The organism is Vibrio nigripulchritudo (assembly GCF_027924785.1).
Taxonomy (GTDB): Bacteria; Pseudomonadota; Gammaproteobacteria; order Enterobacterales; family Vibrionaceae; genus Vibrio; species Vibrio nigripulchritudo.
The window spans coordinates 1,410,383-1,422,985 of the sequence record NZ_AP027050.1; the positions used below are offsets into that span (position 1 = coordinate 1,410,383).

Annotated in this window: 9 protein-coding genes; all 9 read right to left on the minus strand. The window is 46.3% G+C overall.

Annotation, left to right across the window (positions count from 1 at the left end; all coding sequences use genetic code 11):
* Window positions 1-23 precede the first annotated feature (23 nt).
* The 9 genes from QMG91_RS24670 to QMG91_RS24710 all read right to left on the minus strand — a co-directional run bounded on the left by QMG91_RS24670 (window position 24) and on the right by QMG91_RS24710 (window position 12,574).
* A complete protein-coding gene (locus QMG91_RS24670) occupies window positions 24-365 on the minus strand; it encodes a hypothetical protein (RefSeq protein ID WP_281830670.1) in 342 nt (113 codons plus the stop codon).
* A gap of 50 nt (window positions 366-415) precedes the next feature.
* On the minus strand, window positions 416-1,456 hold the full coding sequence (locus QMG91_RS24675; RefSeq protein WP_281830671.1) for an Imm49 family immunity protein: 1,041 nt from the start codon (window positions 1,454-1,456) through the stop codon (window positions 416-418).
* A 206-nt stretch (window positions 1,457-1,662) separates the two neighbouring features.
* Complete coding sequence (locus QMG91_RS24680) at window positions 1,663-2,658, minus strand: Imm49 family immunity protein (RefSeq protein ID WP_281830672.1); 996 nt, start codon at window positions 2,656-2,658, stop codon at window positions 1,663-1,665.
* 259 nt (window positions 2,659-2,917) lie between these two features.
* Window positions 2,918-4,633, minus strand: a complete 1,716-nt coding sequence (locus QMG91_RS24685; protein WP_281830673.1) for a hypothetical protein — start codon at window positions 4,631-4,633, stop codon at window positions 2,918-2,920.
* Window positions 4,634-4,818: 185 nt separating this feature from the next.
* Window positions 4,819-5,832, minus strand: coding sequence for a galactose-1-epimerase (gene galM, locus QMG91_RS24690; RefSeq protein WP_281830674.1), 1,014 nt, complete (start codon window positions 5,830-5,832; stop codon window positions 4,819-4,821).
* A complete protein-coding gene (gene galK, locus QMG91_RS24695; RefSeq protein ID WP_281830675.1) occupies window positions 5,829-6,986 on the minus strand; it encodes a galactokinase in 1,158 nt (385 codons plus the stop codon). Before galK ends, galM begins: the two co-directional genes overlap by 4 nt.
* Before the next feature lie 33 nt (window positions 6,987-7,019).
* On the minus strand, window positions 7,020-8,072 hold the full coding sequence (locus tag QMG91_RS24700; protein WP_281830676.1) for a UDP-glucose--hexose-1-phosphate uridylyltransferase: 1,053 nt from the start codon (window positions 8,070-8,072) through the stop codon (window positions 7,020-7,022).
* Window positions 8,073-8,137: 65 nt separating this feature from the next.
* The gene (locus tag QMG91_RS24705) at window positions 8,138-11,257 is read right to left on the minus strand and encodes a beta-galactosidase (RefSeq protein ID WP_281830677.1); all 3,120 of its coding nucleotides are present in this window, start codon (window positions 11,255-11,257) and stop codon (window positions 8,138-8,140) included.
* 90 nt (window positions 11,258-11,347) lie between these two features.
* Window positions 11,348-12,574 (minus strand): ABC transporter substrate-binding protein, encoded by a 1,227-nt coding sequence (locus QMG91_RS24710; protein ID WP_004404376.1) that lies wholly within the window; start codon window positions 12,572-12,574, stop codon window positions 11,348-11,350.
* Window positions 12,575-12,603 lie beyond the last annotated feature (29 nt).

Below are 12,603 nucleotides of genomic sequence, written 5' to 3' on the forward strand. Positions count from 1 at the left end.
GTTTGTATTGAGAAAAATGTTTATTATTTTGGATAAACAAGTATCCCTTCTATTGAGCTGCTCCACCACCCTGTATGGTTTGTATGCTCATATCGAATTAACCCTTTAAAGCTTTTTGTGGTCATCATAGTCAGTAGCAATGAGTAATACTCTTTATAATTAGGATTACTTTTACTGAGCCGCCCCCCCTTATCTCCATAGCAACCTGGCATTGCACCTGACTGAAATTCAATATAAAGACCATCACCTTGATCATGATGGAATCCAACCGGATAAAGCGTTTCTATTTCCGGACCCGTTTTTACTTGTGCTTGAGCCGTAAAAGCACACGCAACCAAAGCCGTTGCGAGTATTCTCTTTTTCATTATCTATTCTTAAATTAAAGAGGCTTGCTGTCACAAGCCTCTTCTTCCTTTTATTGGTTGCCTAATACGTGTTCCAGATCGAATACTGGTGGATTGGCTAAGACTTCCTCACGGGTGGGGCCTTCGCCTTTGATCAACCATTGCGGAACATAGGGGGTATCAAAGCTGACTGTTTGCCCTGTTCGCCTGTAGTGTGCGGTTAAAAACGCTGTAGTGATGGTATGAAAAATTGATTCATCAGCCAACAAACATGGTGAGCTATCACCTGTCGGTCTGCCGTTATGTCGAGGCTCTATTTCCGAATAGAACTCGTAGTTGGCGTCAATAGCGGCAATAACGGCTTCATCCAATGAGGTGTCTTCATAGCCCCAACATACGGATATGATGCTATACAAAGGAAAACGCAGCCACTGATAAAAGTCTGGCCAGTAGTCGTTACCGCCACACGCCTCAATTAAATTTTCATCGGTAAGAATTGGGATCACCACTTTCATCAATTGAATTTGTCGTTGCTTGTCACTTTCACCTAACAAAAAGGCATGGAATAAATCAAAAAATGCCAGTTCGATGTCGCGTATCGGTTGTCCCTCAAAGCTCTGGCAAAGATCTTTGTGTTCGACTTTAAACATCTCCTGCTGCGCAGCTTGGTCATTGCATAAAATGGCGACACTGATATTGGTTAGCCACGCCGTTAACCTGTCCTCTGAATTATCTAGATCACGACGTTCTATGCAGGTTTCTACCTGGAATTGCTTGTCAAATAAGTTGACTTCCAGCGTTTCACCTTGATGGCGATGTATAAGCCAGTGTATGCGAGCAAGCTCGGCTGACTGAGCTAACAAAAACATACCGTGATCGCAAGGCCAGTGGTTTAAGATGCTGTTCGATATATATAATGCTAACCAATACTCAGAAGCTTTGGGGGCAAAATGTTGACACTTCGATGAAAGGTTTTCATCAGCTTGGCTATGTAAACGGTCTAAAATAGCGTCAACCTCTATCTCACTAAATTCCCGTATTAAATCCGGGCTACGAAAATTCTCGAGATGATGAGGTCTTACTTTTAGATTTAACGTATCTTCGTTAGACATTCTATAACTTACCTTGTGCAAAATCGGTCACCTTCACGCCATCCAGCGCGCCGCTGTCAGTCTTAATCTTTTGGTGGACAACTTTATACTGCAACTTTACAGCTCGCCACGCTTTTATCATCTGCTCATAGGATCGAATGACTTTCGGATTGTTCTCACCAATCAGTTTATTGAAAAGAGGCTCTCGACTGCACGGCTCTTATCTTTTACTTGGTCTCTAATACGTGTTCCAGATCGAATATGGGTGGGTTGGCGAGGACTTCCTCTCGAGTGGAATCTTCGGCTTTGATGATAGATAGTGGCATATAAGGTGAGTCAAATGTCACCGTTTCACCATTTCGCTGGTGGTGGAGTGAAAGCAATGCCATGGCGTGAAGCGCCAAGTAAGTTTCTGGCAAGCCCAGCTCCAGAGACTCACTGCCACGAGGTTCATCACTGCGTGGGAGTATGTTAGCAAAGTAATCATACTGCCTCTCTATCGCAAGCCGAGCTAGCTCATCTAAGCTTGAAGGCAGCAAACCCCAAAGATGAAGTACAATTCTCGCCAGAGGTTCAAGGCGGTGGTAATACACCTTTTCAACATCGCGGTTCACGGCGTGAGTAATAACCCCCGCCGTCAATGTTGGTGTTACCTTATCGGCAAGCGCTTGCCTAACGCTTTTGTCTTGTTCGTTTTGAACAAACGCTTTGAACAAATAAAAGTAAGCTCGCTCAATGTCATTATAAAGATGAGGGGCTTCGCCGTGAAAGTGCCTCTCCTCATAACTTGCCATTTCATTCAGTGCTTCGGCATTACGATTTAACGCCGCCGCAGCTACACCGTCTAGCCAGTGCAAGACGGTGGACGTTCTGAGTTCTCCCAAGGTACCTTGCGGGAAATGCAGTGTTTGCCCCATAAACTCAACATCCAATGGTGCCTCTCGGATGTGCATTCGCGCATTTTGATACCAACATTCCCCCCAATAAGCCAACAGGTAGCGGCCGTGAGTAAAGGGATATTTCAAGATAAGGGACTTAGCCCACATATCTCGAAACTTGCCTGAGCAAAATGAACAAGAATTCTGAAACTTTTCCACATTCCAAACGTACTCGAGATCACTTGCATCGCTAATATCTTCTAACAGATATTCAACCTGACGGCGTTCAAAAGCAGCATCATCTGAAAGGTACTCTCTTCTGTGGTGATTATATATATTTATCATTCTTAGTTGTCCAACGTCGGCATTTTAACATTGCTCATATCATACTCTTCCAGTTTCACTTGACCCAACTTGTTATTTGGCATGGTTTGATGAATGAGTTTGAATAGCTTGAGATTTTTCTGAGGTACCATTATTAGAATCGTGCCCAACATGTTGTTAACCGGTTCTTTGAATTGAGTAGTCCAGAAATTACTCCCATCCATCAAAAAAGCCAGCTTGATACCCAAGCTGGCTTTTAAAAATAACCAAGTTTTCTAAGTTACTTTTTCATAATAAAGAATTCTAAGCAGGGGTTTTCGAATTGGTTCCAAGGGAACTCGCCTCTTATACAGAAATCGACATGTCGGGATTTGTCTGAACCGAATTCGAAATCGTACGTTGTGCTTGATGAAACAAGCTCACGGCGTCCGTTTTCGTAGTCCCAGTATTGGAATTCTAACATTGGGTCATTGGCATTGAAGATTGAGTCTGTCGCATCCAGTTTGACGGAATTTGTCCCCTCAATATCGACAATGATCAGGCTTCTTGCCATATCTTTAGGTTCGTAGCGAACACCATTCACTTTCACAATCGCTTTTGGTGGGTTGGGTTCATCGCCTCTAATATAAGCCCATGAGTTATAAATCTTATGTTTACCCACTGGAACAACCCGTCCATGTACCGAACTGACGAAGCCTGATGCAAACTCGTAGATGTTATTGTCCACCATTACATCTACTCGATAGTTTTTCGCCGTGCCCACTTTACCCAAGGTGAACTGGTTGGATTTGGTGATCACATCCATGATTTTCTGGTGACCGTTGTGCTGGTCGAAAACAAACCAACGATATGTAGGGTTGACAACGTGTGCAGACGGTGTGGCTGTAATTACAATATTGTCATTGATATTATGCGTACTGGTCGAAACCCAGTTTTCGAGTGAGGGCTCTTTCGCCGTTTCTGTTTTGGTGTTTTTCAGTTGCCAACGTTTGGGGGCACATTCTCGTGTGCTTGTCGGGCACCAGTTCAGGTGTAATTGACCTGTGGCAGGCATTTTGAAGTACAGCACTTTTGCCGCTGGGTTAGCGCCAATTTGCTCAAAAAAGCTCACTAATGCACCACCGTTAACGCCTTCATAAGGAGCCCAGGTTCCGCTTAATGACGATGTCTCATTTGAATCAATCTTAATGCATTCGCCATCGTTGACATCTACTGGATCAGACCCGACAGTCACCGGTGAAATAGTGCGACTGTTGGCATCGGTACATTCATTCGCATTAGTGACCCCATCAATGGTGATCTGAATGTTACCGTGCCAGTACTCAGTAGCAGATTTTGCTCTGATAGGTACTGTAATTGAACCGGATTCACCCGCACTCAGATATTGGTACGAACCTCCAGGATCGTAAGCCAGAGATTGTCTGTTGCCAGCCACAAACAATCCACCTTTGAATGTATGACCAACCATCTCAATAGTCGCTGCATCACCATTAAAAAACTCGCTGGCGTTTACATTTAGAGTGGCATCTTCATTGACATTGTATGTGAACTTGGGGGCTGCATCATTCACTTGAATTTGCATGTCCACACATCTTGGGTAGCGACTCGTGTTGCCTTGATTTTCATGGGTCGCGCAGTAAGAAAGGCTATGATTACCCACTTCTGTAAAGGTGACAGTGAAACGTCTCTCGTCAGCACCATTGACGATGGTTCCATCTGGCTTGGTGTGTACCCATTCATTGGATTTGATATTTGCAACCGAGGAATTACCTATAAACCTTAACCACTGCCCAGCAAGAACAGATTTGGTTGCCTTAGCCCCAGCAGGTAAGGCGTAGTAACTCTCGTGATCAACGGAAATATAAGAACCTGCCGATGTGATTCCACGTGTAGGTGCTTTTGGAATTGTCGGGCTCGTTGGGTCTTTGGAATCAGAACCTCCACCACCGCAGCCTATCAACACACCAGCAAATGCCATCATGGCAATATTTTTCATGTAATTACCCTATATACACAAACTAATTCGCCTTCAAGTCATTGATTAATGACCTGAAAGCGCTGAATAATTCAAGAATGAGTAATGCGCAGAAGGATATAGAGAATTGTTCGCATTACCATATGTGCGCAGTTTATGTACAAGGATGTTAAATTGACATAAATATTATTTAAAACAGCGGGTAATCACCGTTTGAATGAAAACCGGAATTCTGTGCGGTTGAGATAAAGATCCCCAGCTTTGAGTAGACACGCTTCCAGATTGGTATTGGGAGAGTTCGGCAAGCATTGGGTTTCTAGCGCAACACCGTCGTGTCGGTGATAAGTGCCATCGCGACTGGGCTCGTCAGCCAAAAAGTTACCCGTATAAACCTGAATGGCTTCTTGGTTAGTGGCAATGCCAAGGGAGACAATTCCGTCAGAAGATATTAACTGGCATTGAGAGTTGTCGAAATTTTCATTCTCAGATAACAAGAATGAATGGTCGTATCCCCCAACCTTCTGCTGATCTTCGTCTGTGAGTAAATCCTCCATAATGGTTTTACCGGCTCGGAAATCGAACCCAGTTCCTACCACAGGAGTCACACCACTTTCTGGAATGCCATCTTCTCCAACGGGAAGGTAGCTGTCGGCAGAAAGTTGCAAATGATGTTCAAGAACATCCCCTTCACCATCGAGGTTAAAGTACGCATGGTTAGTCAGCGCTACGATTGTGTCGGATTGAGCGGATGCAGAATACTCAATCACCACTCGGTTGTCGTCCGTCACCTCGTATCTGGCTTTAACTGAAAGTTCAGAAGGAAAGCCTTGATCACCATCTGACGACGTGAGCGTAAAGACCACGCATTGATTATCCTGCCGAGCAATCGTCCAGCGCCTTTTGTCAAAACCGCTTTCCCCACCGTGTAAACAGTGGGGAGGTTGATTTTGCGAGACCTGATAGGTTCTATTTCCAAGTTCAAAACGACCTTGGGCTATTCTATTGGCATAGCGACCTACGCTTGCTCCGAAGTAAGCGCTTTGCCGATAGAAATCGTCCATATTATCGACGCCAAGCAGTACTTCTCTCGCCCCTTCAGACAAGGGGAGCTTGCAGGAAAGCCAGGTTGCACCAATATCCATCAGTTCGATTGAAAGCCCGTGCTCGTTCTCCAATCTCACTACTATCGGCGGTTTGCCGTCGCTTGCCTTTCCTATCATAAATCCACCAAAGAAGTCCCAACCTGTGCAGAGCAAACATGAAGCTCTGCTTGCAATCCATATTGATCATAATAGACGGGTAAGACTTTCTCGCGAATGACTTGAATAGCACTTTCAGGAACTAATGCGATAACACACCCACCGAATCCGCCACCAGTCATTCGAACACCGCCATTGTGCCCAATGAGTTCATCAATCTTATCTACCAGAAAGTCAATTTCTGGTACCGTGATTTCAAAATCATCCTTCATTGAAAGATGGGACTGGCGCATCAGTTCAGAGAGCTCATAAACATTGCCTTGCTTAAGTGCTGAACTGGCTGCTAGGGTTCTGGCGTTTTCAGTGATGATGTGCTTTGCTCTTCGGTAAACCACATCGTCCATTTCTGACTTGGCATTTTCGAGCTGTTCAATCGTCACGTCTCTTAGCGCTTTAACATTGAAAAACGCGGCGGCGGCTTCACATTGCTCTCGGCGCGTATTGTATTCACTGTCGACCAAGCCTCGGCTTTTGTTCGAGTTAACAATAAGCACGGTAAGTTCAGATGGTAAATGAATGGGCTGAGTTTCAAGCGAGCGGCAATCTATAAGCAGCGCACTTCCCCCTTCCCCTTTGGCCGAGATAAGCTGATCCATAATTCCACAGTTACAACCAACAAACTGGTTCTCCGCCTCCTGACCTATCAATGCGAGCGACTGATTATCAAGACCTAAACCGTAGAGTTCTGTCATGGTCTTACCTACCGCCACTTCAAGAGAAGCAGATGAGCTAAGACCCGTGCCCTGAGGAATGTTGCCAGAAACAACCAGATCCGCGCCACCAAACTGAAAGCCACGCTGACGAATATGTAAAACGACACCACGTATGTAGTTTGCCCACATTTTATTTGGTTCATGATGAATGGGACCCGACACATCAAACTCATCCATCTCACTGCCATAGTCCAGCGCAACAACACGCAACAGGTTGTCATCTCGTTTTCTGGCGGCAATCACGGTTTGATAGTTGATGGCACAGGGCAGAACAAAACCGTCGTTATAGTCGGTATGCTCTCCAATCAAATTTACACGTCCCGGTGCCTGAATCAGATGCGACGGGGCTTCTTTGAATACCTCTGTAAATGATTCATTAACGAAATAAACCAGTGCGTTCATGTTTTCTCTCCAACTACCTATTTCTACCGACCATCAAGCTTCCTTGTAGTGCACATCGCTCAACTGCGATAGGCGCTCTGCCGCTTGTTCTGGCGTTAAATCTCTTTGATACTCAGCCAGCATTTCATAGCCGACCATAAACTTCCGCACAGTGGCACTTCTTAGCAGTGGCGGATAGAAATGAGCATGCAATTGCCAGTGCTCAATGTTGCGCTCGTCTTTGAAAAATGGCGCAAAGTGCCATCCCATGGAATAAGGGAAGGAGCAGTTAAACAAGTTGTCGTAACGCGTGGTTAGCCTCTTTAGAGCTTGCGCCAAGTCGACTCGCTGTTCTTTGTTTAACTGGTTGAACCGAGTGACTGAAAACTTGGGAAGCAAGAGCGTTTCAAATGGCCAGGAAGCCCAGTAAGGCACGACCGCAATCCAATATTCCGTTTCAACAACCACTCGCTCCTGTAACACTTGTTCTTTCACTGCGTAATCCAACAGCAAATTGCTACCGTGCTGATCCTGATATTCCCAAAGCAGCCCGTCTTTACGTGCTATTTCATTTGGCAAAAAGCTGTTTGCCCATATTTGTCCGTGAGGGTGAGGCTGGGAACACCCCATCAGTTCGCCTTTGTTTTCAAACGCCTGAACCCATAAATACTCTTGCCCCAGTTCCGTCACCTGTTTGTCCCAGGTATTAATCACCTCGGTAATTTGAGGCACGCTCAATTCTGGAAGGGTTTTACTGTGATGTGGCGAAAAGCAAATAACCCGGCTTAATCCGTTCGCTGGACCACTCTGAAACAGCGGGTCGGAAGATTTTTCTGGTCCCGGAGAGTCTGGCATTAAGGCGGCGAAGTCATTCTGAAACACGTAACACCCTTTATAATCTGGATTTTTCTCGCCAGAAATTCGGGTATTCGTCGGACACAGAAAGCAATCAGGATCGTAAGATTTTGAGCTGCTTTCTTCGACTTCTTCATTTTGCCCGCTCCAGGGGCGTTTCGCTCTGTGTGGTGACACCAAAATCCACTGACCAGTCAGTGGGTTATATCTTCTATGCGGATGCTCTTTTGGGTCAAATTGACCAGAATTCATTATTCTTTCCTTGTGTATACGTTTACATTTTTAAATCAATGACTTCTCAGTGGGTCTGTTGCCAACTAATTTTTTGAAGTATTGGGCTTTAACATCACCTGATAGTGAAAGTGTTTCTCTTTCAATTGGAATTCCTGATGGACACTTGGCGTCCAGGAATCATCGCCACCAACGCCCATATGTGCTGTATCAACATTCACATAGAGCTGACCACTCAATGTCAGGTCGCATGTATGCATGGCTTGGCTAACCTGCCTTGGTTCATACTGACTAATGCCTAAGTGAAAGGCTTGTCCTCCCACTCCGGCGATGTTCAAGTCTCCGACAGACGCCGTAGACACATCGCATCGCAAGCCGGATTCGCTAGGGAAAATATACGGCGTAAACCAGTCTTTCGCAGCAAGTTGATAGTGTCCAAAATGCGCCGACAAAATTCGGTCCGGGTAGTTTTCATGGGGACCGCGCCCAAACCAGTCGACAGACTGATTTTCATCGACCAACACAAAATCAAATCCAACTCTTGGCAACGGCGGCAACCCTTCAGAAACTTCGACCTTGACGTCGATTTGTAGCGCTCCGTCAGAACTCACCTCATACGTCCAACACGTTCTGATCAGACAAACCCCATTGTGCTGGTGCTCAAACATTGTCTGTATGATGGCTTTACTCGCGAGATTGGTCGCATCAACTCTGACGCATTGCGGCGTCATATCCCACAGCCCACTCTGCTGCCAACGCGCCACCCATGAGTTCGGGTCCACGCGGTTCGCTTCGCTGGTTCCGATGTCGTTGTCGATAGGGGCGCGGTAGAAACAGTCTTTTGGTGCTCGTTTAAATACTTCATTGTCGCCAGCTCGCCAGTTCTCAATCAACCCGGTGTTTTTGTTGATACTGAGCACAAACCCTTCACCCTGAACTTCGATAATCTGAGCGTTTGCGTGAAGCATTACATCGCCGTTTGGCGCTTCTTCAGCATAAGACGTAAGAGGCACTAACGAAGGAACTGATAGCTGTTCGCTGGCAACTTCAAACCCTTCTTCTGCCCAAGCTAACTCGGTATCGGTAACCACGTGAAGGTTCAGATAACGCGGTGCTTTAGCAGTTTCCGAGATGGCAGTCTCTGAAAGTACCAATGCGATTTTACTGTCGGCAGACACTTGTAACGGCAGTTGCCCTAGCTCCACCAGCGTGTCGCCTTCGACTAATTGCCAGTGCAAATTGAGCGGGATACCGGATTCGAACAGATGCTCATTGGTGACTTCCACGGTTAGGGGGTTTGTATCGGCTAAGCTGAACTGAAAAAACTGCTGAGCCTTTTTCACTTCATGAATCGTCGGATGTGGTGTTCTGTCTGGGAACAATAATCCGTTAATGCAGAATTGTCTGTCATTGATGTCATCACCAAAATCCCCGCCATACGCCCAATAAGGTTGTCCTTTGTCGTCTAACTTTGTGATTCCCTGATCAACCCAATCCCAGATGAATCCCCCCTGGAGTCTCGGGTAGGCACGAAACGCTTCCCAGTACTTGTGGAAGTTGCCTAAACTGTTTCCCATTGCGTGGGCGTATTCACATAAGATCAGCGGTCTGTTCTCGTCTGGAAGTGATATCCACTTTTTAATGCCACGTCGGCTGATCTCGTCCTTTTGATTAGGAAAATACTCGTCTCGGTCGACTCGCGAATACATGGGAGGAATAATGTCGGTAGCCGTGGTATCTGCCCCGCCACCTTCATACTGAACAGGTCTTGTCGGATCGGACATCTTGATCCACTGATACATGGCGTGGTGATTTCCACCAATGCCAGACTCATTACCCAGCGACCAGATAATCACACTCGGATGATTTTTATCTCGCGCGACCATCCGGCTGGCGCGTCTCATATAAGCTGGCAGCCATGAAACATCGTCTGACAGGCGGCACATTGGGAACTGCCCGTGGGATTCGATGTTAGCTTCATCGACCACATACAAACCGTATTGGTCACATAACTCATACCATTCTGGGTGATTAGGATAGTGTGAGGTTCTGACTGCATTAAAGTTGTTTTGCTTAAGCAGAATGATATCTTCTAACATGTCATCACGCGTTACAGCGTGACCACGTTCGGGATGATGCTCATGTCGGTTCACCCCTCGAATCAACAGCGGTTTACCGTTGATCATCAGTTGTCCGCTCTTAATCTCTACCTGTCGGAAACCAACATCATAGGCTTCACAGTCAAGCAGGTTCCCCTGTTTGTCTTTGAGTGATACCACACAGCGATAGAGGTAAGGCGACTCTGAACTCCACTTCTGTGGGTCAAGTACAGACAAGTCGTGATGAGTTTTGTCTGCCCAGCCACCTTTTTCATCAATGAATACTCGTCCGGTGAATTCTGGGCGTGATTCCAGCACTCTTGTACCGTTCACATCAAATAGCTCAATACAGGTGTAAGCGTCTTCATTAACCTGACTCAGCGTTGTTTCGACACGTAAAGTAGCATCACGATAACAGGCATTTAAATGAGTTTGAATGGTGACATCTGCAATGCAGAGTCTGGGCTTTTTCAGCAGGTATACATCGCGGAAGATACCACTCAGCCACCACATATCCTGATCTTCCAGATAGCTGCCATCAGACCAACGAAATACCACAACGGTGAGCTGGTTTTCGCCCGCTTCTACGAAATCGGTCAGATCAAACTCGGCAGGTAAACGGCTGTCTTGTGAGTACCCTACCCATTCACCGTTACACCAGAGATGGAAGGCTGAATTAACGCCATCAAATACAACTCGAATCTGCTCTTTTAACTCATTTTCAGAAAGAGAAAACGCCCGGCGATATACGCCTGTCGAGTTGTCTTTCGGGACAAAAGGCGGGTTGTCCGCAAACGGGTATTTTACATTGGTGTAGATTGGGAAATCGTGACCTTGCATCTGCCAGTTACCGGGAACATCAATGTTGTCCCAGCCTGAATCGTCAAAATTTCTGGCGACCTGCTGTTCTTCGATTTCTTCGGGCTTGGAAAACAGGTTGAATGCCCAAACTCCATTTAAACATACGCGGCTCCCCTCTCCTGCATTCAACGCATCTTGGGAATTTTTAAAGCTAAATAACGGAGCATGAGCACTGAGCACATTGTGATGAGTGACATGGTGGTTTTCCCATTCACATGCTGAAAAGATGTCTTTAAACGTTCTCATAGCCTTACTCGCTGTAGCCGCTGTTTGTTAGCTGTCATTTGAAAAAGAATGCCGCAGCCCTACACTGCGGCAAACTGGTTAAAACCAGAGTTATTTAAATGTTCTCTGGCGCGCTTTTTCCAGGCGCTGAAGAATTTTGTCCAGACGATCTGGGTGAACCATAAACTCCTGGAACCCTTTCATCCCTTCTTTCGCCATTGCAGGATCGGTATCACGGTCGTAGAACTGTGCCGTACCTACTGCTTTACCCAACATTTCCACACCCACGTTCAGGAACGGATCATCCTTAACCGATGCTTTGTTGTTGGTTGGGATTTGCAGAATGCTGTCGTTGATCAGCTTCTGAATTTCAGGCGTTGCGACAAAGGCAAGGAACTTACGTGCTTCTTCTTTGTTCTTCGCTTTGCTTGGAATATGGATGGTATCCATTGGTGCGTCTTCCGCCAGACCAACCGATGGGTCGATAACCGGGAACTGGAAGAAACCCATTTTGCCGTCCATTTCAGGTGGGAAGTTTGGTGTGATGAAGTTACCGATTAGGTACATCGCCGCCTGACCGTTGTACAGGAATGGCTGCGCTTCCTGCCAGGAATAAGACGCGTGGTTGTCCAGGAAGTACCCCGGCTCGACCAATTCTTTCCACTTGGCGAATGTTTTCTTAACACGATCGTCGGTGTAAGGGACTTTACCGTCCATAAGCTGAATGTGGAAATCCAGGCCATTGGTACGAAGGTTCAGGTAATCAAACCATCCCGCAGCCGTCCAAAGGTACTTGGTTCCGATGGCAAACGGCGCAACGTTATTTGCTTTCAGCTTGGCTGCCGCCGCTTTAAATTCGTCCCAGTTTTTAGGCTCTGCAATACCGAATTTATCGAAGATATCTTTGCGGTAGTAAACGCCCCACTGGTAATAAGTGTATGGCACACCGTATTTTTTACCGTTTACGGACATCGCAGGCGCTGCGGCTGCAAAGTCCTGATTCATTCCGTTGGCCTCCCACAGGTCACTCACATCTTCAAGAAGTCCGCGATCCACAAAAGTTTTCATGCGGTTACCTGCAAACCAGAATACGACGTCCGGTGGCGACGTTGCCAGCCAGTTTCGAATCGTCGTTTTGTAGGATTCATGGTCGTACAGGTTGTATTTGACCTCTACATCTGGGTTCGCTGCCTTAAAGCGCGACACCACTTCGTCCCATGCCTGTTTTGGTGCAGCATCTGAGGCATTGGAGTTAATCACCAATGTTCCCGCGACTGCTGAACCAGCGACAGTTGCAGCAAGCAAGACTGATGCAGCTAAGTGTTTCACGTATTTCATAATAAGGTCCTTGTTGTTGAGCTTTGCTC